General features: G+C 34.4%; 19 protein-coding genes. 5 read left to right on the top strand and 14 right to left on the bottom strand.

The annotated features are described in order from the left end of the window. Window positions 1-14: 14 nt before the first annotated feature. Window positions 15-245, bottom strand: a complete 231-nt coding sequence (locus C7448_RS04775) for a hypothetical protein (protein ID WP_115900228.1) — start codon at window positions 243-245, stop codon at window positions 15-17. A gap of 65 nt (window positions 246-310) precedes the next feature. Between C7448_RS04775 and C7448_RS04780 the strand changes: the two genes are divergently transcribed. Together C7448_RS04780 and C7448_RS04785 are read left to right on the top strand one after the other, a co-directional pair. Further along, window positions 311-1,171, top strand: a complete 861-nt coding sequence (locus tag C7448_RS04780) for a flavin reductase family protein (RefSeq protein ID WP_115900229.1) — start codon at window positions 311-313, stop codon at window positions 1,169-1,171. A gap of 8 nt (window positions 1,172-1,179) precedes the next feature. After that, window positions 1,180-1,545, top strand: a complete 366-nt coding sequence (locus C7448_RS04785; RefSeq protein ID WP_115900230.1) for a DUF3127 domain-containing protein — start codon at window positions 1,180-1,182, stop codon at window positions 1,543-1,545. Window positions 1,546-1,786: 241 nt separating this feature from the next. On the opposite strand, the gene C7448_RS04790 is transcribed toward C7448_RS04785, so the two are convergent. The 3 genes from C7448_RS04790 to C7448_RS04800 all read right to left on the bottom strand — a co-directional run bounded on the left by C7448_RS04790 (window position 1,787) and on the right by C7448_RS04800 (window position 4,319). Beyond that, window positions 1,787-2,035: a DUF1456 family protein gene (locus C7448_RS04790; RefSeq protein WP_115900231.1), complete on the bottom strand. Its 249-nt coding sequence runs from the start codon at window positions 2,033-2,035 to the stop codon at window positions 1,787-1,789. Window positions 2,036-2,047: 12 nt separating this feature from the next. Next, window positions 2,048-2,683, bottom strand: a complete 636-nt coding sequence (locus C7448_RS04795) for a YqaA family protein (RefSeq protein WP_115900232.1) — start codon at window positions 2,681-2,683, stop codon at window positions 2,048-2,050. A 79-nt stretch (window positions 2,684-2,762) separates the two neighbouring features. Then, window positions 2,763-4,319, bottom strand: coding sequence for an NAD(P)/FAD-dependent oxidoreductase (locus C7448_RS04800; protein ID WP_115900233.1), 1,557 nt, complete (start codon window positions 4,317-4,319; stop codon window positions 2,763-2,765). 195 nt (window positions 4,320-4,514) lie between these two features. Here C7448_RS04800 and C7448_RS04805 point away from each other — a divergent pair, with 195 nt between their 5' ends. Then, on the top strand, window positions 4,515-5,894 hold the full coding sequence (locus C7448_RS04805; RefSeq protein WP_115900234.1) for a short-chain fatty acid transporter: 1,380 nt from the start codon (window positions 4,515-4,517) through the stop codon (window positions 5,892-5,894). Between the two features lie 298 nt (window positions 5,895-6,192). After that, entirely contained in the window at window positions 6,193-6,816 is a 624-nt protein-coding gene (gene aat / locus C7448_RS04810) for a leucyl/phenylalanyl-tRNA--protein transferase (protein ID WP_115900235.1), read from the top strand. Between the two features lie 105 nt (window positions 6,817-6,921). Here aat and C7448_RS04815 read toward each other — a convergent pair whose 3' ends face one another. The 9 genes from C7448_RS04815 to C7448_RS04855 all read right to left on the bottom strand — a co-directional run bounded on the left by C7448_RS04815 (window position 6,922) and on the right by C7448_RS04855 (window position 19,013). Continuing rightward, window positions 6,922-8,001: a hypothetical protein gene (locus C7448_RS04815; RefSeq protein ID WP_115900236.1), complete on the bottom strand. Its 1,080-nt coding sequence runs from the start codon at window positions 7,999-8,001 to the stop codon at window positions 6,922-6,924. A 150-nt stretch (window positions 8,002-8,151) separates the two neighbouring features. After that, on the bottom strand, window positions 8,152-8,766 hold the full coding sequence (locus C7448_RS04820) for a hypothetical protein (RefSeq protein ID WP_115900237.1): 615 nt from the start codon (window positions 8,764-8,766) through the stop codon (window positions 8,152-8,154). 178 nt (window positions 8,767-8,944) lie between these two features. Then, complete coding sequence (locus tag C7448_RS04825; protein WP_147300498.1) at window positions 8,945-10,963, bottom strand: NHL repeat-containing protein; 2,019 nt, start codon at window positions 10,961-10,963, stop codon at window positions 8,945-8,947. 249 nt (window positions 10,964-11,212) lie between these two features. Continuing rightward, window positions 11,213-11,872 carry a VOC family protein gene (locus C7448_RS04830; protein ID WP_115900239.1) on the bottom strand — a complete coding sequence of 220 codons (660 nt, stop codon included), beginning with the start codon at window positions 11,870-11,872 and terminating at the stop codon, window positions 11,213-11,215. Between the two features lie 80 nt (window positions 11,873-11,952). Beyond that, window positions 11,953-12,633: an aspartate/glutamate racemase family protein gene (locus tag C7448_RS04835; RefSeq protein WP_115900240.1), complete on the bottom strand. Its 681-nt coding sequence runs from the start codon at window positions 12,631-12,633 to the stop codon at window positions 11,953-11,955. Window positions 12,634-12,650: 17 nt separating this feature from the next. Continuing rightward, on the bottom strand, window positions 12,651-13,454 hold the full coding sequence (locus tag C7448_RS04840; protein ID WP_115900241.1) for an META domain-containing protein: 804 nt from the start codon (window positions 13,452-13,454) through the stop codon (window positions 12,651-12,653). 112 nt (window positions 13,455-13,566) lie between these two features. Continuing rightward, window positions 13,567-14,364, bottom strand: a complete 798-nt coding sequence (locus C7448_RS04845; protein ID WP_147300499.1) for a hypothetical protein — start codon at window positions 14,362-14,364, stop codon at window positions 13,567-13,569. Window positions 14,365-14,516: 152 nt separating this feature from the next. After that, window positions 14,517-16,439 (bottom strand): CocE/NonD family hydrolase, encoded by a 1,923-nt coding sequence (locus C7448_RS04850; protein ID WP_115900243.1) that lies wholly within the window; start codon window positions 16,437-16,439, stop codon window positions 14,517-14,519. A gap of 75 nt (window positions 16,440-16,514) precedes the next feature. Then, the gene (locus C7448_RS04855; RefSeq protein ID WP_115900244.1) at window positions 16,515-19,013 is read right to left on the bottom strand and encodes a zinc-dependent metalloprotease; all 2,499 of its coding nucleotides are present in this window, start codon (window positions 19,011-19,013) and stop codon (window positions 16,515-16,517) included. A 172-nt stretch (window positions 19,014-19,185) separates the two neighbouring features. Between C7448_RS04855 and C7448_RS04860 the strand changes: the two genes are divergently transcribed. Then, window positions 19,186-21,138, top strand: a complete 1,953-nt coding sequence (locus C7448_RS04860) for a YgiQ family radical SAM protein (RefSeq protein ID WP_115900245.1) — start codon at window positions 19,186-19,188, stop codon at window positions 21,136-21,138. Between the two features lie 34 nt (window positions 21,139-21,172). On the opposite strand, the gene C7448_RS04865 is transcribed toward C7448_RS04860, so the two are convergent. Next, window positions 21,173-21,427, bottom strand: coding sequence for a hypothetical protein (locus C7448_RS04865; protein ID WP_115900246.1), 255 nt, complete (start codon window positions 21,425-21,427; stop codon window positions 21,173-21,175). Window positions 21,428-21,538: the final 111 nt, after the last annotated feature.

A 21,538-nucleotide genomic window follows, 5' to 3' on the forward strand; every position in this document is an offset into this window, starting at 1 on the left:
ACAAAACTATATAGTTAATTTGGTCTCGGAAGTGGTTTAAACTGTAAAGGCTCATATGGCCATCCAATGATACAGGTGTTTACTTTATTTGGTGCTGCGTAATTATAATCTAACACATCAATTAATTCTGCTAAAGGAATAAAAGCAAAAATCAGAATAAAAAGAATACATGTATATTTAATAAAAGGAGAAGCACTTTTTGTTTCTACATATTCAATATTAAGTTGATCATATCTGTTTTTCATAAGGTAAAAATAGTAAAAATAGAATTAAGTAAAACTGTAGTATATTTACATTAAAATTATATAGAATGTTATCAATTAATCCTAAAGATATACCAACCTCTAAATTGCATGGGTATTTATTAGGAGCTGTAGCTCCAAGACCTATTGCTTTCGCAAGTACTGTTGATGCAGATGGAAACCCAAATTTATCACCGTTTAGTTTTTTTAATGTATTTGGAGCAAACCCTCCAATTATGATTTTTTCTCCAGCACGTAGTGTAAGGGGGAATAAAACTAAACATACGTTAGACAATGCTGAAGCAATCAGAGAAGTGGTTATTAATATTGTAAATTACGATATTGTTCAGCAAATGTCGTTGAGTAGTACGATGTACCCTAAAGGAGTAAATGAGTTTATAAAAGCTGGTTTTACGATGTTGCCTTCGGATGAAATAAAGCCGTTTAGAGTTGCAGAATCTCCTGTACAATTTGAATGTAAAGTAAAAGACATCATTTATACAGGTGAAGAAGGAGGAGCAGGAAACTTAATTATATGTGAGGTAGTAAAACTGCATGTAAACAAAGATGTATTAGCAGAAGATGGTAGTATAGACCAACATAAAATTGATTTAGTTGCTAGAGCAGGAGGGAGTTATTATTCTCGTGCTCGTGATGGGTTTTTTGAAATACCAAAACCACTAACTACCTTAGGAATAGGAGTAGACCAAATACCTGCAGAAATAAGAAACAGTACTGTGTTAACAGGAAACAATTTAGGAATGTTAGGTAATGTAGAACAGCTACCTACAGAAGAAGCTGTTAATAACTTTGCAAAAGAACATTCACAATTTGTTGGGGTTTCAACTGAAAAAAAACATACTTTTGCACAAGAGTATTTAAAGAATAATGATGTAGAAAGCGCTTGGAAGGTGCTTTTAATTAAATAGATTTAGAAATGGAAGTAATAGGGAAAATCAAATTAATTAACGAAACGCAAACATTCGGATCTAACGGATTTAGAAAGCGTGAAATGGTTGTAACTACTGATGAGCAGTACCCGCAAATGATAATGATTGAGTTTATTCAAGATAAATGTGATTTATTAAACAGTTATCAAGTTGGGCAAGATGTAAAGGTTTCTATTAATTTAAGAGGTAGAGAGTGGATTAACCCACAAGGAGAGGCAAAGTATTTTAACTCTGTTCAAGGATGGAGAATTGAAAACTTAGCACAAGCAGCTCCTCAAAACATTCCACCAGCTGACCAATTTGAGCCAGCTCCAGATTTATCTGCAAACGAACCAGATGATTTACCTTTCTAAGAAAAGTTAAGTTAGAAAATAAGAATACAAATAAAAAGAGCGCAAATTTTGCGCTCTTTTTCTGTTTTGCGGAAAACTACATATTTACTTACGGATATCCCCTTTAATGAATTAACAACCAGCTATATATTTGTACCATAATCATTCAATAAATAATTATTGATTGAGAATTTAAGGGGAAATAAAAACCTTCTGATTTAGTTCAGAAGGTTTTTTAATTATATAAGTGTTAGTGGTGTGGTTATTTTTTTGTTGGCTTTTTCTCAGGCATCGGACCTCTTAAATGAATAATTAATCCGTTTAAAAAATTACGTAAAAACTGATCACCGCATTCCATATACTTAGGGTGATCTTCCTTTCTGAAAATAGCATTAAGCTCTGATTTAGAAACTTTAAAATCTACCAAGGCGCAGATGTCAATAATATCAGTATCTCTTAATTTGTGCGCTACTCGTAGCTTTTTAAAAATATCGTTGTTAGTTAGTCCCATAATTGTTTTAAGTTAATTTACTACTGAAAAAATAGCCCAAGCATAAATAGCAAAACGAGCAAAACGAAATAGCCCTACAAAAACTACATTTTTAAAAGGATATTTAATCATACCCGCAGTTAAACAGCTAATAGCAAAAGGTAGTGGTAATAATGCACCTACCAAAATTAAAAAACCTCCCCATTTACTGGTATTTTTTAGGTTCTTAGCCATTTTAACCTCTAAGTAATTTTTTACAGAATCAATTTTTAAAGAAGCTCTACCTATAAAATAAGCACACAAACCACCTAAGTAAGATAGCGTTGCTAGTAAAGAAATGTTTAGAATAGGATCTTCTGTTTTCTTAGACCATGCGATGAAAATTTCTGGCGGAATTAATCCTAAAATCGTTTCAGAAATAAAAAAAGTAATTAAAATCCCTGTTCTAGAAAAAGTTTCGGTCATGGTTTGTAAACCATCGTTAATGTTATAAACATACTTGTTAAACAACACTAAACCAACAACTACCCCTACAATTGGCCAAAAAGCTTTCTTTAAGCTTACCCAAATAAACATGTAAAAACCAGTGCGATTATAGTAGTTGTGTAAACGTTTATAATGCGGCTTGTCTATTTTCTTTTTATTCTTTTTTTTATTCTTTTTACTCATCGCTAAAAAAGCCTCTAATTTTTAGGAATAGCAAAAGTACGAGGTAATTAGAAATTACACCACAAATATCTGTTAATTATTATAGGTTTGCTACGGCTGCCTCAGCACAACGTTCACCATCCATAGCGGCAGAGATAATCCCTCCAGCATAACCACCACCTTCACCACAAGGAAAAAGCCCTTCAATTTGTGGATGTTCTAGGCTTTCTTTTCGTGGAATATTTACAGGCGATGAGGTTCTAGATTCCACCCCAATAATGTTTGCTTCCGCAGTATAATACCCGTGCATTTTTTGTCCGAAAGCCGCAAAACCCTTGCGTAATCTGCTACCAATCAATTTAGGAAGTAACGAATGTAATGGAGAAGAATTCAATCCTGGTTGATACGAACAATCATTTAAAGAAGAAGACAATCTACCTTCCACAAAATCAGTTAAGCGTTGTGCAGGGGCAACTTGACTTTTTCCACCTGCGTTAAATGCTAACTTTTCTAAATCTTTTTGATATTGCAAGCCTTTTAAAGCCCCGTACTTCTCGTACTTCGGTAAGTCTTTATCAACATTAATTTCAACGACAATACCCGAGTTGGCAAACTTGTTATTACGACGCGAAGGCGACATCCCGTTTACCACTACTTCACCATTGGCAGTTGCCGCAGGAACGATGAATCCACCGGGGCACATACAGAATGAGTACACTCCACGATTTCCAACTTGGTGCACTAAACTATATGCAGCAGCAGGCAATAACTCATCACGTTCACCAGAACAACTATATTGAATTTGATCAATAATTTCTTGCGGATGTTCTACACGAACTCCCATAGCAAACGACTTCGCTTGTAGTAAAATATCTTTTTTATGCAATAGCTCGTATATATCTCTTGCCGAATGCCCTGTAGCCAAGACAACAGCATTCACAGCCATTTCAGTCCCGTTTTGTAATTGTATGGCTTGTAGTTTATTGTTTTTAACGATAAAATCGGTCACACGGGTTTCAAAATGAACTTCACCACCGTGTTTTAAAATCGTTTCTCGAATGTTTTGAATAATCTTCGGAAGTTTGTTCGTTCCTATATGCGGATGCGCATCCACCAAAATTTGGTCAGTAGCACCATGATATACTAAGTTCTCAAATATTTTACGAACATCACCACGCTTTAAACTTCTTGTATACAACTTTCCGTCCGAATACGTTCCAGCACCACCTTCACCAAAACAATAGTTAGAGTCTGGATTTACCTCATGAAATTGATTAATAGCACGTAAATCTCTACGACGATCTTGTACATTTTTACCACGCTCTAACACAATAGGTTTATAACCCAATTCAATACAACGAAGCGCTGCATACATTCCTGCAGGACCAAAACCTACAATATGAATTTCTTTTGCATTCGATACGTCTTGATATTCAAAAATATAATCAGGAGTATCAGGTTGCGGTTCATTGATGTATACCGCTACCTTATAGTTAAAAATAACTTCTTTTTTACGTGCATCAATCGATTTACGTAACACCTTTACGCTAGTAATATCAGCAATAGGAATACCTAGCTTTTTAGAAGCTTTTAGCTGTAATATATTGTCTTTGCGTTCTTCTACTAAATTAACACGTAATTGAAGTTCTTTAACCATACTGCAAAACTAGTTAAAAAAACAATCTGCTCATATCAATTTTAAGTAATCCGTTGGTTGAAATTAGTATTTTCTATTTTTGTCTAAAGTCTAAAGTCTAAAGTCTAAAGTCTAAAGTCTAAAGTCTAAAGTCTAAAGTCTAAAGTCTAAAGTCTATTGGTATTTGATTATTTTTAGCAAATCAAACCCTACACTATGAAAATTACGCAGGTTATAGAAAATGTTTTTAAAAAATATTTACCCTCACCTTTTACCATCGCTATATTATTAACATTGCTAACTCTTTTATTAGCACTGTTTTTTACAAAACCAGCAGAAAGCTCAGTAGTAAACTATTCTTTAGAGGTGTTACAATTTTGGGAAAACGGAATTTGGTCTAACGGATTACTCGTTTTTGCCTATCAAATGATGTTGATTTTGGTATTAGGGCATGTATTAGTGTTGAGTAAGCCTGTGAGTAATTTAATTTTAAAAGTAACAAAATTCTGTACCAACACAGCAAATAGTGCAGCCATTGTAAGTTGTACTACTATGTTGGTAGCTTTCTTTAATTGGGGATTAGGACTCATCTTTGGTGCTTTGTTGGCACGTAAAGTAGCAGAACATGCACAACAACACAATATCAAACTAAATTATCCAATTATTGGAGCGGCGGGTTATATGGGGTTGATGGTGTGGCATGGTGGAATTTCTGGGTCGGCACCGATAAAAATTAACGAAAGTGGACATATAAAAAGTATTATGCAGTCGGTTTCTTCGGATGAGGTTTTAGTTCAAATACCTGATGTGATTGATTATTCTCAAACGATTTTTAGTTGGTGGAATTTGCTAATTTTTTTCGTGGTAGTAGCGGCGGTATCGGCAACCTTTTATTTTTTAGGGAAGAAAGCAGCTCCAACGGCGATTAATTTACCAGAATATAAAATGCATACCGATGAAAAGGTTAGTACACAAGCAGAAAGATTGGATAGTTCTCAATGGTTAGCCATTACTTTTGGTGTGTTGATTTTAGTGGCGTTTGGTTATCGTTATTGGGCAGACATTCAGCAGTTAAAAATTACGCCTAACCTAATTAATTTTTTTATGTTAGGATTAGGAATTATACTACACGGAAGTTTTAAAAAGTTTACCAACGCTGTAGGGGAATCAATTAGTGATGTCTCTGGAATTTTAATTCAGTTTCCGTTGTATTTTGGTATTATGGGCGTGATGAAAAGTACGGGAATGGTTACTTTAATTTCTGACTTCTTTGTGTCGATAGCAACGGCAACGACCTTACCCATATTTACCTTTTTTAGTGCAGGTTTGGTCAATATTTTTGTGCCAAGCGGGGGAGGACAGTGGGTTGTACAAGGACCTATTGTGGTAGAAAGTGCGTTAAAATTAGGGGTTCCGTTACCTAAGGCAATTATGGCACTAGCATATGGCGACCAAATAACCAACATGTTACAACCTTTTTGGGCGTTACCCTTATTAGGAATTACAAAACTAAAAGCAAAAGAAATTTTACCCTATACTTTAATAGCAATGGTGGTAGGTAGCGCAATTTATTTGTTAGGACTTACCTTGTTTTAGGAATGAATTGAGGAAACGCCAGCGCGTCACGCTGATGGCTCCGTTATGTTGAGGAAACGTCAGCGAGCTTCGCTGATGGCTCCGTTATGTTGAGGAAACGTCAGCGAGCTTCGCTGATGGCTCCGTTATGTTGAGGAAACGCCAGCGAGCTTCGCTGATGGCTCCGTTGTGTTGAGGAAATGCCAACGAACTTCGCTGATGGTGACTATACTTTGTTTTATTGAATAGTCTCTTTTATTGATAAAACGTTGATGTTGAATTGGCGGATATAGTATTTTTGTAAAAAAGAATATAACGAATGATTTGGCTTTCTGAAAAAATAGAGTTTCCTCCGTATGAGTTGGCTACTGATGATGGTTTACTGGCTTTGGGCGGTGATTTATCGGCTGAACGATTGGTGTATGCCTACCAACATGGAATTTTCCCGTGGTTTAATGAAGGGGAGCCGATTGTTTGGTATTCTCCATGGGAGCGTATGGTGTTATTTCCTAAGGAAGTGAAGATTTCCAAATCGATGAAACAGGTATTACGAAAAGGCGGTTTTACGATAACGGAAAACAAAGCTTTTGACGATGTTATTTTTAATTGCCGGCACATAAATCGTTTTGATCAATTAGGTACTTGGATTACCGATGAAATGGAGGATGCTTATATAAACCTACACGATAAAGGCTATGCAAAATCTATTGAGGTATGGATGGACGGTAAATTAGTTGCAGGTTTGTACGGAGTAGATTTAGGAAACGGGGTGTTTTGTGGTGAGAGTATGTTTAGCAAAGTAAGTAATATGAGCAAAGTTGCATTTATCCATTTAGCACAAAAGGGAGGCTACAAACTCATCGATTGCCAAGTATATAACGACCATTTAGCAAGTTTAGGCGCGAGAGAAATTCCTAGAGAGGAGTTTTTGAAGTGGTTGTGAACGTGTTTGAAGTAACTAATTTAGTAAATACAAACCGAATAGAAAATCCGTTAGGATTTTCGTAAGTAGGCTAGAACTAGCAATGAATTATACACGTTGTTGTGCTTAGTGTTCTTCAATTTTGTTTATTAATTTTTCTAATTCAACTAACTGTTCTTTGTATTGTTTAATAATACTTTTTAAGTTTTTGGACATATATTGTTTTTCCAATTCGATACCTTTTACAGCATTTATACCTTTTGTCATTGAAGAAGCAAGACCTTTTGTTCTTGGGTCAAGTCTCATATGAGCTAAAACTTCTACCAAGGGCTGAAAGAATTCCCTTTTTAAAACGAAAGGATTGAAATTTCCATCTCTTAAATATGGCATTATTTGAGATGAATAAAGTTCGGCAATAGGTTTATATCTTGGGTCATTCATAGGGTCAGAATTCAGTTCCTTTTCAAGTTCCACTCCGTAATCTCTAAATTCGCTACTGAAATTTTGAAGGCTTAAACTCAAAGATGTTGTATGTTCCGAAATTCCGGATAAATATCTATTAAATTTTTCTCGTAAGGTCTCATAAAGATGTACTAGAATACTAACATATCCATTAGTATTATTTGATATTTTTACTATTTCCTTAAAATCCGTTTTCTTATTATTTAGTTGAATATATTTTATTAATTCATTTTTATCTAGTGACTTAAAAACCTCTCCGTTTAATGAGGAATAAACTTGTAAATTTTGAATTTCAAAAACCTCTTTTTCGTGTTCAACTAGATATTCTTCTAAAGTTTGAATTTGCTTTTTAAGAGGTTCTTCAATGCTTCTGAGTTCAGCAATCCAACGTTCTCCAGATTTTTTAATTTTCTTTTTACTCGAACGTTTTTCAATCAGTTCCTTTACCCAAATACCTAAGAATAATGTAAATATTGGTAATAAGTATTTTAGCCAGTCAACTTTAGTTTTTTCCTTAACCATAACAACTTTGGTTAGGTTGTCAGTTGAAAAGGGAATGATTAATTCTTTATTATTGAAATCAAGAATTGTTGTGTCAACTTTTTGAGAAGTTTGTTTTAATAAACTATCTGACGAAATAGGTGGATTTTCTTTTTTTAAAGAATCAATTTGTATTTCAATCGAGTCTTGACTAAAAGCATTGACTGTAAAGAAGATCAGAAGGATTATTAAAGTTCTATTCATTTTTTTCAGCATTAAGCACAACGTATTTGTATAACTGTTGTTACGGGATTAAAGTTACATATTTTGTTTAAAAACTAACGTTAGCAAATCCAAATGGATTCGGACGCAGTCGAATCCGCCGTAATTGTGGTTATACATTGTTGTCATTAGTTATTTCATTCCAATTTCGATTATTATTTTTCCTAAATCAGATAGTGTAGTTTCACTATGTCCTTTTGTCCCAATAACAATAAGTCCACTATCAAAGAGTCCATCTCCGAACGTTGTGTAAATATCTCCTTTCTCGTGCCCATTTTTCAATGTTACCAAATCGTAATAGAAAAAATTCTTTACTATATGCGCACATTTTAAATAGTCTCTATAATTTATTTTTTCCTCAATTACAGCTGCAAACATTTTGCCTAAAATCTCTGGTTTTCCATCACTTTCGATTCTTTCAAGTAATTCAAATATCATTTCTCCGACACTACTTTGATATTTTTTAGAATTGTTTATCTCATCAATCTTTTTAATCCTCTGTTCAAGAGGAATAGTATGCAGTTCAAATAGAAATTTATAGATTTTTTTTGCCGATAGATATTTGTTAATTGAATTTCCAAATTTCACCGCTCCAACTATTCCACCAACAAGTGGTAAATCACGTAATACTCCATCATCTATTATTCCATCAACTGCTACTTCGGCAAAATCTTTGGAAAGTGAAGGTAAGTCTGAATCTTTGATTACTAATTCAAGTTTTTTATTTGGATTTTCAGGTTTTTCCATAATTAATGGCAACTTGTTTATATAAGTACTTTTAGTGTTTTTACCCGAATGATATGGGAGGTATAATAGCACTTTTTTATCCAAATATAAAAAAATAAAAAGAGTACTAAGAGTTTAGTTCAATAGGGTCAGTTAAATAAGCGTCCTTAAAACAGACGCTTATTTGTTATTATGGATTTTAAACCCCACTAACTGGACCTGTAAGCGGAGTTTGAGCAGGTTTGGCTATTCCGTAAACCACTACGACACCAGAGCCACCACCCCAAGTAGAATAAGCAGGGTCAGGTTTTGCTTCCATCACCGTTTGAGGTAAGTTCCAGTTGTTGGCGCACCAAAGGTTTCCTGCTTGGTCAACAACTACATCGGTTAGCATTTGTATACTGCCCGAATGAATGGTGTGAATCACCTCTCCTGTAGCAAAATCTTCTGTACGTCCAGTTGGTGAAGCGCCTGCCATAAACGATACGCCTCTTCCCATAAAATTGGCAACCCAAACATCATCATTCCCGTCAATAGATACTCCCCAAGGTGCGTTTAGCTCACCATCTCCGTAAGGTGTTAAATTAGATTTATGGGTAATTTTATCAATGGTGTCTATAGGTGTAGCATCCGCAGGAATCATAAAAACGGAACCTGTTTTATGTTTACGCCCTACTGTTTGTTGTAGGTGCGGATACCCAAGCGCAAATCCTTCAATAATAGAAACGCCGTCTGTAGTAGTGGTATGAGGGAAGTCTGGACTCGTATTACAGGCTACCCAACAATTTCCTTTTGAATCTAAAGCAACACCGCGTCCGCCACCTGCAAGAATAAAACGTTCTACAGGTCTGTTTTTTTCAGAAGGAGCATAACGCACCAGCGATACGCCATTGGTATTACTAATCCATATACGATTGTTAGCATCTATCGAAGCAGCAAACGGAGCAGAAAGAGATTCATTAAGTTTTTCATTTATAACAACTCTACCTCTAGTAAGATCTCCCTCAGGAAAATGAAGCATGATGTTAGATGAGGTTCCAACAATCCAAATATCACCATTCGGAGCTACTCCAATACCTTGTAAACCTCCAATTTCATTTAAAGCTTCCGCTATATGTTCTGGAACTTTTTCAACCACTGGTGAACCGTCTTCTAATTTATACACTCCAATAGAACCATTAAAACTCGTTACCCAGCAAGTACCGTCTTTGGTTACAGCTGTACCCCAACCAGCACCATCAACGCCCATTCCAGTATAGCCTGTAACTGGTGGAGATACTAATTTACCAGTAGAGTCCAACTTTACAAGTCCACCACCAATACCTTGATATACGCCATTTTGTGCTCCTGGCATCCAGTTTAACCCCGTCCATAAGTTTCCTTCTTTGTCAAGAGATAGTTTTCCAGGAGCGCAAATTCCTCCTTGACCGAAAGCTAAAATCATAGCGAAATCTTCTGGAGCAAAACTTAGATAAGGTACAAAAGGAGCATTACGTCGACTCGTAGGAACTTTGCTGTTAGGTTTAGCAGGGAAACCATCTTCTGGTGATGGATAGGCTTTATCAAAAAGATGAAATAAATTCGTTGGATATAACCAAGGAGATTGGGCGACACCAATTATAGCTTCGGCAGTATTTTGTGGTTTTTTACCACCTAACGGTGTTGTGTACTTCATGAAATTTTCCTTCCAGTTGTACCCTTCAATCTCTACCGTTCCGTAGGCTGTGATTAATGCGGCTAATGTATTTAATCGCGCGAGTGTTTCGTTTTGTGTAATGTTGAAAGGATCCGTTAAGACTTCTCCATAACTGCCTGTTACAGGATTGATGAGGTTAGGAGTGTTTTTAGCGGCAATTCTTATTCCGTGTAGATTCCCCGTTAACTGAAGTCCGTTAAAAAACTGAGCACAGGTAAAGGCAGAGGCTACTGTAGTTAATTCATTTACAACAGCACCTTTTTTTGTAATGTCTTCTTCAAAATTAGGTGACAGTACAGAGAGTAGCATTACTTTAGAGCTTTGTAGTTCAGCAGTAATATAGAGAACAGTATCTTTTGATTTAGGGGTTGCTTTTATGGTGAACCTTCCTTTTGCTTCAGGTGAAATGATGTGTTCACCAATTGCTGCTTTATTATTTGCCTCCCACAATTTTACAATTGCAGTGACATTATTAGATTGGTTAAACGATACATCTCCTTTAATAGTGGTTTGATTAGACATAGTTTTAGTTAGTTTTAAAGTTGAAAAAGAATTTGTTTTAGCAATTAAATAGTCAGTGAATTTATAATACGTGAATTTAATAGCGAAAACATTCTCCAAGTTACTAATAACTAGTTTACATATATACTCTTGATGTTCTTACATCTTAATATAAAGGAATAAAAGTGCTTTTTTTAAGTATAAAATGAGAGGAGCAGTAGGTTTGCTAATAATGCTTTTAATAAGCTTTTAGAGTGAAGTCAAAGCTATTTATGTTGTTGTTTTTAGAATAACATCGGTACCCGAATTGTTAAGTTTAATAGTTGCCGTACTAGCTTTAGATGGGGTTTCTGTTGGGTACCAATTTCGGTTGGTTTTGACGATGATTAATAAGCCGTTGTCATCACCAAGGGCGGTGAATGTTTCACTGTTATGATTTTTTTCAAATAAACGGAGTCCGTAAGTGTCAATCAAATACTTTCCGTATATATCAGGGCGATCCTTTACAATTCCAAACTCGCTTATGTTTAAAATTTGACTACTATTGAATTGCTCTGTAGCGGTATTATCTAAATCGTGTCGAGCAATAAATTCTAATATGTTTCCGTCAATATCGTAAAAATATACCGAATTGGCATTCCAGTTCTCGAAGTTAGTAATCAGTACCTCTTTCTCTTTTTTTACAAATCTAACTTTATTTATTGACCAGTTAATTGCTTCTTGCAGTTTGTTTTTGGGGATGTTAAAAGCTAAATGATAGGCGGGTGGAGGGTTTTCAGAATCTTCTATAAAATTTAAATAGGAAGCACCAATTTTAATACGAATTGATTTATTGTCACTCTGCGTAGTTGGAAGCTCCAAGACATTTGCATAAAAATCCTTGATTGGTTTTATATCAATCGTTTTTAATTCAATTTCGTTTAGTGTCATCTTGGTAGTTTTTAATGAATGTATCTATTTTCATATACCTAAACCAATGTAAAAATACATTAATAATGACGATTAGCTAATTATGTTAAAGCAAAATCTATAATACTCTCAACATGAATTTTAGTAGTATCAAATACAGGGAAGTCAAAATCATTTTGTCCAATTAGCATGGGGATTTCAGTACATCCTAAAATAATTCCTTCGGCTCCTTGTTCTACTAATTCGTTTGCGTATTGCATAAATTTAAGCTTAGATTCTTTACTTACAATTCCTTTCCCAAGTTCATTTTTTACAATATGTTGTATTTCTTCAATGTCTTTTTTATCAGAGGGAATAATGGTTGCAATATTATTTTCTTTTAGCTTGTGTTTATAGAAGTCCATTTCCATTGTGAACTTTGTTCCTAATAAACCTACTGTATGAAGTTTTTCTTTTTTTATCTCTTTGGCTGTTGCTTCTGCAATATGGATAATTGGAATATTAATTTTTGATTGAATTTCATCAGCAAATAAATGAGCTGTGTTAGCGCCTAAAACTATAGCATCAACATTACTAGATGCTAAGTTTGAACAGGCATTATAAATTAGATCAAAAGAGTTTGTCCAACCTTTGTTTTGAACATCAGAAAAGTTTAGTGAGTAAATTAAACATTCAGCAGAGTTTAAACCACCTAACCTTTGGTTGATTCCTTCATTAATGTATTTGTAATAATCTAAAGTAGAGGTCCAGCTAATGCCACCTACCAATCCTATTTTTTTCATTTTTTTTAAGTTTAGTTCTAGTCAACTTTTTTAAATACCAATAAGGTTTTATCTGGGTTTAAAAGTGTTAATCGGTTATTAGCAATGGTGTAAGATATAGTGCTTTCCAGTGCTTTTGTAAACTCTTGTTCTTTGTCATTGCCTTTAGCACATAACATTTCCGTTGAGGCGATATTTATAAATCGGATTCTTTCTCTTTCAGAAAAAAGGTTACCCGTAACTCTGTTACATCCAGAAGTTCCCATAAAACTATTTTCAGCAGCATTTATTTCTATATACGGCAATTCTTTACCAAAATCATCTTTATTAACTTTTACACCGTTCAATTCTTCTAAAGCCCAAATATCATGTAGGCGATAATTGGTAATGTATTGTCCGCATCCTTCTAGGGTTGTAAACTCCGTTTCTTTTCCTTTTTTGTATTTTAAAGTTACCGAATATGGGAATGATTTACCCGACATTTTATTAATACATTCCATTTGAATGATTTCTATTTTAAGAGCTGCCAATTCGGTGTGTAAAGTATATAGTTTTACGTTACTGTCTTGCGCGTAAATGGGTTCTGTGTGCGGTGTTAGAATAGAATCGTTAAGCATTTTAAACTTAATCATCTTATCAGAAATAGTCAAATTCCAAAAAGGTTCAACTCCATGAGCTTTGAAATAAGCATCTGTTATAGTGTTTTTAGTATCTGTAGGCGTTTTTGAAACAGAATTGGTAGTAGTAAGGGTTTTTTCTTCAGAAGTTTTCTTTTCTTTTTTATTTGAGCATGCTGAAATTACTAGGCAAGCACTTAGTAATAATGGTATAAGGTTTTTCATGAGTATGCTTTTTATGGTAGGTTAAATATAGGATATTATCTTATTAACCTATAAGCAAAAGAATATTGTGTGGGTATTCTTTATTTTGTAAATCAATTGTTTATTTTTTTGTTTAATGGGGAGAGAAATCCATCTGATAATTAGTGTTGTTATCTTGTGGGTTTTTAAACACAAAAACCATTTTATGTTCGTTCAGTTCTAATAAGGTTACTTCTCTTATGTAATCGCCTTCAATTACCAGTTGCATGTCATCTAAGTTAAGGTGCCAAGTTCCTTGTTCGTGTAAAGTACCGTTACCAGAAGTTATGATAAATGAACTATCGTTGTGAAAACTTACTTTTGCATTTTCATAAAAATCGTTAGAAACAGAACCGTTTCTAACATACTTATATCCATCCATACTAAATAAGCGAGCCCAAACGAAATCGTATTTCCAGTCTTTGGCTATTAAGTCGCTTCGGTGTATGGCTTCATTATGTTCTTTACTAAAATTATACACTACTTTATGACCCGAGAAAGGTTCTATAGAAAAGGATAAGCTATCTTTTGAAAGATATTCTATTAAATAACGTCGTTCATTAGCTAAACCTTTAGCTATGGTGATAGAGTCGGCTGCTGGATTTAGCTCCCAAGTAAACAAATTAATACTACCGTCGCTATTAGATAAGCGAACTGTTTTATCTTCTTTATATAATCTGCGTTCGTAATGTGTGTCATTTTCTAATCCAGTATGGATATTTCTATCGTATGTCACCTGATTGTTTAGAAGTGTTTGTACTGGCATCCACCTGCCTACTATTTGTTCTTCTATGTTATTTGAGTCTGGTATATCATCAATAACTTTATGATTGTCTTTGGAGCAAGAGAAAAAAGCTCCGATGGTTATTGAAAGTAGTAGTTGCTTTATCATATTACTTATTAAGAGTTTATACATTTTAAAATAGATGCTTAAAGTGTAAAAAGGTTGCGTAGATAATCTAGTAATATATAAGCTGTTTTTTTGATAAAAAAAACTCACAACATTTAAATGTTGTGAGTTTTTAAACAGAAAAAAGTTTGCTATTATTTTAAGACTGTAAACTCTATACTAGAGTCTGTAAATACAGAATGTGTTTGTGTTTTAAAGTCTTTTTCGTCTGCTTTGTAAATATTGTCTACATAGGTTTGTGGGTTCAAATCGATTAAAGGAAACCAAGTGCTTTGCACTTGTATTTGCACTTTATGTCCTTTTTTAAACGTATGGAAAACATCTTGTAGTTTAATATTTACTGCTGTTTTCTTATTTGGAGTAAATGGTTCTGGGTTAGAAAAACTATTTCTAAAACGTCCACGCATTACTTCGCTACGTACCATTAAATGATAGTTGCTTAGTTTTAAATGTGGTTGCATTTCTTTGTTATCATTTTTTAAATCAGCAGGATGCACATCAACAACCTTCACAATCCAATCAGCAGCAGAACCTGTCGTAGCTACTTGTAGCTTTGCTAAAATATCACCAGAAAGTGTAAAGTCTTCGGTTAATACTTCTGTTTCAAATACCAATACATCAGGTCTTCGAGCAGCAAAACGCTGATCGTCTGTCATATATTTACGCGGAGTAAACACTGTTTTAATATCTTCTGAATAAGGAACAGGACGTTTAACATTACTAATAAAATTAATCTTATCGTTTCCTTTTTGAGTTGCTGTTAATTCTTGGTTTTCTGAAAGGAAAAATGTTTGTTTTTGTGCATTTTTTGGTGGCCATACATCGTATGATTTCCACGCTTTTTTACCTGTATCAAAAACATAGGCTTCTGGTAATCCTGAGTTTTTAGTACCATCACCTTTTAAGAAGTGATTGAAGAATTTGGTTTCTACTTCTTTTTGGAATTTTAAAGAGATGGAATCTCCAAAGTAGTAATTTCCCACTTTGTTAGCTACTTTATTTCTTGACCATCCGCCGTGATCCCAAGGTCCGAAAACAACAGTGTTGTAGTTGTTAGGTTGATTTTTTTCTATGTTTTTATAGGTTTCTAAAGGTCCGTATAAGTCCTCTGCATCAAACCAGCCTCCAACAATCATCGTTGCTACAGTAGAAGGAACTTTATCTAAATGTTGGATAATTCCTTTGCTTTGCCATACTGAGTCGTAGTTTGGGTGTTCTACAATTTCTTTCCAAAAGAAGTCATCAATACGCTCTTTATTATCGGCAACTTTGGTGTCTAATTTGTCGTATTGAAAATATTCGGTTAGGTTTTTTAATGGCCCTTTGTCTAAGAAAAACTGATATTGATCTTGAGTTTTCATGTCAGGAAACGAGTACCAAGCAGAATCGGTAGGTTGATCTTTGTAAGTTCCGAATAAAGAAATGGCTTTAAAATAGCTTAATAAGAAAGCTCCGTTATGGTGGAAATCGTCAAAAAAGAAATCTCCAATACAGGCTTGTGGTGAAGCAGCTTTTAAAGCAGGGTGCGCATCAATGGTTGAAACAGTAGCATAGTGACCAGGGTATGAAATTCCCCATGTACCTACCTTACCATTATTGTTTGCTACATTGTTAACTAACCAATCAATAGTGTCATAGGTATCGGTAGTTTCATCGGCTTGTTTTGCTGTTTTATTAGGAATGTAAGCACGCATGTTGTCGTATACTCCTTCACTCATCCAACGTCCGCGAACATCTTGGTAAACAATAATGTTTCCTTCTTTCATTAAAACTGGATTTGGGCCAATTTTCCTCCTGAACTTATCTTCTCCATAAGGTTGGCAACTATACGGAGTACGTTGTAGTAAAATAGGATAGGTTTTACTGGTGTCTTTTGGTGAATAGATAGTGGCATGCAGTTTTACACCATCTCTCATTGTAATTTTTACCTCTTTTTTAGTGTAATGTTCTTTAACGTAGGTGTTTTCTGTCTTCTCAGCTTTCTTTGCTGTTGTTTTTTTTGTGCAGCTAGCAAACGAGATTGCTAATATAAATAATAGAAGTAAGTTTTTTTTCATTTGGTTTTTTTTGATGTGTGATAAAAATATAAAAAATAACAGCAATCTAAATAGATTGCTGTTATGTAAGAAAAACTAGTTATTTGGGTTTAGAATAGTGTCTATTCTATCTGCTGCATCTTGTAAGTGGTAACGAGTTATTGTGTTACGAACTGAAGGAATACTACGCTTAATATCTTTTTGTAAACGTTTTAACTCTCCTCTTACTACTGGTTTAATATCTGATTGATTAATAGTAACGGCTGTTTGCTTGAAGTAACCTCTGTCGCTTTTAGCAGCTTTTTGATCTTTTGCTTTATTAAGTAAAAAGTCTAATCTGTCTAAATGCGCACGTTGTAAGTTTCTACGATACGGATCTATAGTTTTGTTAGCATATACTTCGTTCCAAATACCTTTGCGTAAATCCCCCATCATTTCAATAAGAGAATATGCTTTAGTTCCGTTTAAGGTTTCATTTTCAATCATACGTGTTAATCTTCCTGTTTTTAAAACCCTGTTTAACGTTCGTACTTGTAAACCTCTGATGCGCTCAATAATTCCAGAATGTTGTGTTTTGCTAATAATATTTTCGTCAATTAACCAATTTGGAGTTTTAAACAATTCGTCGTTTACAAATTGTAAAGCTCTTTTTTGATGTTCTTTTGGTACATGAATATATACAGCTCCGTCTTGGTCGGCAGTTTTAAAATACTCGTACACACCACCAATGTTTGAACTCACATGCCCCATGTATCTATTAAATTGTCCAACTACTTGTCCGTACATAGTTTTTAGCTCCTCGTAGGTTTCACCATCTTCGGTAGTCCATTCTTCCAAACGAGGCAAAATACGTTGTAAGTTTTTAATACCATAAGCACTCGCTTTCATAGCATCGTCTCCTAAATCTTCTGTTTGAGAGCTAGGGTCAATAACATTACGAACTTGTTGGTGTCCGAATCTATACACAGGATTTCCAGCTTTTTCTTTAATCCATTGATGTAAGATAGATTTTTCTTCTTTTGCAGATTTTCCAAGGATAGGTCTGTATCCCCAATTAATAGCATATTTGTCATATGGCCCAATATTTGGCATTAACGCTACACCTTTGTCTTCTGGTTGTGCTACATAGTTAAAACGAGCATAATCCATAATAGAAGGAGCAGTACCGTATTTTTGAGTAAATTTAGCAGAGCGTAAAGAATCTACAGGATAGGCAACTGAGCTTCCCATGTTATGAGGTAATCCAAGAGTGTGTCCAACTTCGTGAGAAGAAACAAAACGGATTAAGCGTCCCATAATTTCATCTTTAAACTCATTTGTTCTTGCTTCTGGATTGATAGCTGCTGTTTGTACAAAATACCAGTTGTGTAATAAGGTCATTACATTATGGTACCAGTTAATATCTGATTCTAAAATTTCTCCAGAACGTGGATCACTAACGTGAGGTCCATTTGCATTTGGAATTGGAGAAGCTAAATAACGGACTACAGAATAACGTACATCCTCAGGACTCCAATCTGGTTTTTCTTCTTTAGTAGGTGCATCTTTAGCTATAATTGCATTTTTAAATCCAGCAGCCTCAAAAGCAACTTGCCAATCTTCAATACCTTGTTTAATGTATTTACGCCACTTTTTTGGCGTAGCTCTATCAATGTAGTATACAATTTGTTTCTTAGGTTCTACTAATTCACCTCTTTTAAACTTTTCAAGGTCTTCATTTTTTACTTCTAAACGCCATCTGTCTAAGTAGGTAACTGATTTACTTTTCTGAGCATCTAAACCATAATCTGTTTGAGAACTCGTAAACCAACCTACACGCTCGTCAAAATAACGTCTTTTCATAGGTGTTTTAGGAAGTAAAATCATAGAGTTACTCAATTCCATAGTTACTGAACCTACACTTGAATTTGATGGAGGGTTTCCAGCAATGTAAGTTTTTACATTTCTAACTTCGATGTTTTGTGGATAACTGTTAATTCGGTCAATATAAGATCTTGTTTTATCCATTTTAGAAATCTTATAACGCTTTCTATTTCTTTGAGGAAAAGCAATTGCTTTTACATCACCTTCAAAAAGAGGGCCAGCATCAATTACCGTAGCTGTTGAGTCTTTGTTGAATGCTTTGATAGGAAAAGCATATAAAATAGGTTCAAAATTAGAGTTTACTACAGCCTCATGTACAGGTAAAATAGTGTCTGCTACAACATTGTGAGAAACTACTTTTAGTAAAATTTGTTTCTTGTTTTTTACCCAGCGTAACACTTGTGTATTTTGTTTTCCACCACCAAAACCAATTCCGCTAGCCGTTTTAGCGATTCTAGTAACCATCAACATTTCACGGTTTAGAAGTGAATCTGGAATTTCAAATAAATAGTTAGCGTCTTTTGAGTGTACTTTAAACAACCCTTCGTCTGTTTTGTGTTTTTTGGTAACAACTTTTTCGTAAGGTTGTATACCGCCCTTTTTAGGTTTGTCTTTTTTAGTGGTAGTCTCTTTTTTTGCGTTTTTTTTCTTCTTTCGTTGTGCTTCTGCATTCAAAGAAACTCCTAAAGCAAGAAATACCACTAAAATAGTTGAAAGTATTTTTTTAGTCATTGTAAAAATTAATTGAATAAATAAGGGTGGAATTTAGTAAAACTACTTCCAGAAGTATCTTAATTAATTGTTAAAGAGGTATTTTTACGTATAGCATTCTCTTTATTTATGGCTAGTTTTCAGTTTATTACTGTATTGTAGTGTAAATAAAACCCCGTACCTTTGCAGCGGCATGAGAATAAGACGAGTTTCAGATTGGTTACCGACTACAAATAAGGAGGTGAAGTTAAGAGGATGGGATGAATTAGACGTAATCCTGTTTAGTGGAGATGCATATGTAGATCATCCATCATTTGGTCCTGCAGTAATTGGACGTATTTTAGAGAGTTATGGCTTGCGTGTGGCAATTGTTCCGCAACCGAGTGTACATGATAATTTGCAAGATTTTGAGAAGTTAGGAACTCCTAGGTTATTTTTTGCGATTACAGGTGGATGTATGGATCCGATGGTAAGTAATTACACGGCTAGTAAACGCCGTCGTGATAAAGATGCTTATACTCCTAATGGAGATAAAGGGTTTAGACCTGATTATGCAACTTCGGTATATTCTAAAATTTTAAAGGAAAAGTTTCCAGATGTTCCAGTGTTAATTGGTGGAATTGAAGCTTCATTACGTCGTGTTACACATTACGATTATTGGTCTGATAAACTACTACCAACGATTTTAGAAACTTCTAAAGCCGATATGTTGGTATACGGAATGGGAGAGCAGCCACTAAGAGAAATTGTTGAGTTGTTGCAAAAAGGTGTACCGTTTTCGAGTTTAAAAACTATTAAGCAAACAGCTGTTTTATTAGAAGGAGCAGAAAAAACTCCGAAAAATAAAAACTGGGATGATATAGAAATTAATTCGCATGAAAATTGTTTGAAAGATAAGAAGGCGTATGCTTCTAATTTTAAAGTAATAGAGCAGGAGTCGAACAAATTATACGCACGTCGTATTTTTCAAAAAGTTGGAAATAAAAAGCTGATGATTAATCCGCCGTTTCCAACAATGACGGAGGAAGAAATTGATGCTTCATTCGATTTACCTTTTACACGATTACCACACCCTAAGTATAACAAACGTGGGCCTATTCCTGCGTTTGAAATGATTAAGTTTTCTATTAATATTCACCGTGGATGTTTTGGAGGATGTAGTTTTTGTACTATTTCAGCGCACCAAGGAAAGTTTATAGCGAGTAGGAGTCAAGAATCTGTTTTAAAAGAAGTGGATCAGGTTGCTCAGATGGATGATTTTAAAGGCTACTTATCTGATATTGGTGGCCCATCTGCGAATATGTATAAAATGAAGGGTAAAGTACAATCGATTTGTGACAAATGTGTTGCTCCGTCGTGTATTTCACCTGTAATTTGTAGTAATTTAGATACCTCGCACAAACCATTGACAAAATTGTATCAGGCGGTTGACGCACACCCAAAAGTGAAAAAATCATTTATTGGTAGTGGTATTCGACATGATATGTTAGTGCCTGAGTTTAATAAAAATGCAGATCCTAAAGAGTTAGATGCCTACACAGAAGAGGTGATGACAAAGCACGTTTCTGGACGTTTAAAAGTAGCACCAGAACATACATCAGATCCAGTATTAAAGTTAATGCGTAAACCTTCGTTTAAATATTTTCATTTATTCAAAGATAGGTTTGATCGTATTAATGTTAAAAAGAAATTAAAACTTCAATTAATACCATATTTTATTTCAAGTCATCCAGCTTGTGAAGAGGAAGATATGGCAAACTTAGCTGCTGAGACCAAAGATATGGGCTTTCAGTTAGAACAGGTGCAAGGATTTACGCCAACACCAATGACAGTTGCTACGGTAATTTATTACAGTGGGTATCATCCTTATACATTAAAAGAAGTAAAAACTCCGAAGACTAAAAAAGAGAAGGAAGATCAGCACAAATTTTTCTTTTGGTATAAAAAGGAAAATAAAAAATGGATAAAGGATACGTTGACTAAGGTTGGACGTAATGATTTACTGAAAAAATTATTACCTGAAGATACTTCGTGGCGTAAAAACAAAGCAGGAAAAGCTAAAAATACATTTGATGATACTGTGACGTATAAATCATCAAAACCCTCTAGAAGAAAGAACAAAGGTTTTAAAAAGAAGAGACGATAAAAATAAAAAATCCGCTGTTAGGCGGATTTTTTATTTATGCTTCGTTTTCTAAACGATTTCGTTTCATTTCAAAAGCTTCGGTAGCTTGCTTTATGATTTTTAAGGTATCAGAAGCTCTTACCATTACATTTTCCAACTCTTTGTCTAGGTCTTTTGATTGAATATCGAATAATTGAACTTCCACAACTCCAATTTTTTCAACTAAACTTTTCTGCGTGTTTTTAATATCCTCCATTTTTACTAAAACGGAGTTCATTGTATCGAGTCTTTTTTGTTCTTGATCTGTCATAAGTTTCTTTTTAATTTCAAATAAGATATGAAAAAATCAAGAGTTAAGCAAATTGAGTGGTTTTTAATGTGTTGATATATAGTGTTTTTAGTAGGGGATTGAATAAAAAAA

The sequence above is a fragment of the Tenacibaculum gallaicum genome (genome assembly GCF_003387615.1).
Classification (GTDB): Bacteria; Bacteroidota; Bacteroidia; order Flavobacteriales; family Flavobacteriaceae; genus Polaribacter; species Polaribacter gallaicus.

Excerpts from the sequence above, each read along its gene's own strand:
- C7448_RS04775 (WP_115900228.1), bottom strand. The coding sequence starts at position 245 with ATGAAAAACAGATATGATCAACTTAATATTGAATATGTAGAAACAAAA.
- C7448_RS04780 (WP_115900229.1), top strand. The coding sequence starts at position 311 with ATGTTATCAATTAATCCTAAAGATATACCAACCTCTAAATTGCATGGG.
- C7448_RS04785 (WP_115900230.1), top strand. The coding sequence starts at position 1,180 with ATGGAAGTAATAGGGAAAATCAAATTAATTAACGAAACGCAAACATTC.
- C7448_RS04790 (WP_115900231.1), bottom strand. The coding sequence starts at position 2,035 with ATGGGACTAACTAACAACGATATTTTTAAAAAGCTACGAGTAGCGCAC.
- C7448_RS04795 (WP_115900232.1), bottom strand. The coding sequence starts at position 2,683 with ATGAGTAAAAAGAATAAAAAAAAGAATAAAAAGAAAATAGACAAGCCG.
- C7448_RS04800 (WP_115900233.1), bottom strand. The coding sequence starts at position 4,319 with ATGGTTAAAGAACTTCAATTACGTGTTAATTTAGTAGAAGAACGCAAA.
- C7448_RS04805 (WP_115900234.1), top strand. The coding sequence starts at position 4,515 with ATGAAAATTACGCAGGTTATAGAAAATGTTTTTAAAAAATATTTACCC.
- aat (WP_115900235.1), top strand. The coding sequence starts at position 6,193 with ATGATTTGGCTTTCTGAAAAAATAGAGTTTCCTCCGTATGAGTTGGCT.
- C7448_RS04815 (WP_115900236.1), bottom strand. The coding sequence starts at position 8,001 with ATGAATAGAACTTTAATAATCCTTCTGATCTTCTTTACAGTCAATGCT.
- C7448_RS04820 (WP_115900237.1), bottom strand. The coding sequence starts at position 8,766 with ATGGAAAAACCTGAAAATCCAAATAAAAAACTTGAATTAGTAATCAAA.
- C7448_RS04825 (WP_147300498.1), bottom strand. The coding sequence starts at position 10,963 with ATGTCTAATCAAACCACTATTAAAGGAGATGTATCGTTTAACCAATCT.
- C7448_RS04830 (WP_115900239.1), bottom strand. The coding sequence starts at position 11,872 with ATGACACTAAACGAAATTGAATTAAAAACGATTGATATAAAACCAATC.
- C7448_RS04835 (WP_115900240.1), bottom strand. The coding sequence starts at position 12,633 with ATGAAAAAAATAGGATTGGTAGGTGGCATTAGCTGGACCTCTACTTTA.
- C7448_RS04840 (WP_115900241.1), bottom strand. The coding sequence starts at position 13,454 with ATGAAAAACCTTATACCATTATTACTAAGTGCTTGCCTAGTAATTTCA.
- C7448_RS04845 (WP_147300499.1), bottom strand. The coding sequence starts at position 14,364 with ATGATAAAGCAACTACTACTTTCAATAACCATCGGAGCTTTTTTCTCT.
- C7448_RS04850 (WP_115900243.1), bottom strand. The coding sequence starts at position 16,439 with ATGAAAAAAAACTTACTTCTATTATTTATATTAGCAATCTCGTTTGCT.
- C7448_RS04855 (WP_115900244.1), bottom strand. The coding sequence starts at position 19,013 with ATGACTAAAAAAATACTTTCAACTATTTTAGTGGTATTTCTTGCTTTA.
- C7448_RS04860 (WP_115900245.1), top strand. The coding sequence starts at position 19,186 with ATGAGAATAAGACGAGTTTCAGATTGGTTACCGACTACAAATAAGGAG.
- C7448_RS04865 (WP_115900246.1), bottom strand. The coding sequence starts at position 21,427 with ATGACAGATCAAGAACAAAAAAGACTCGATACAATGAACTCCGTTTTA.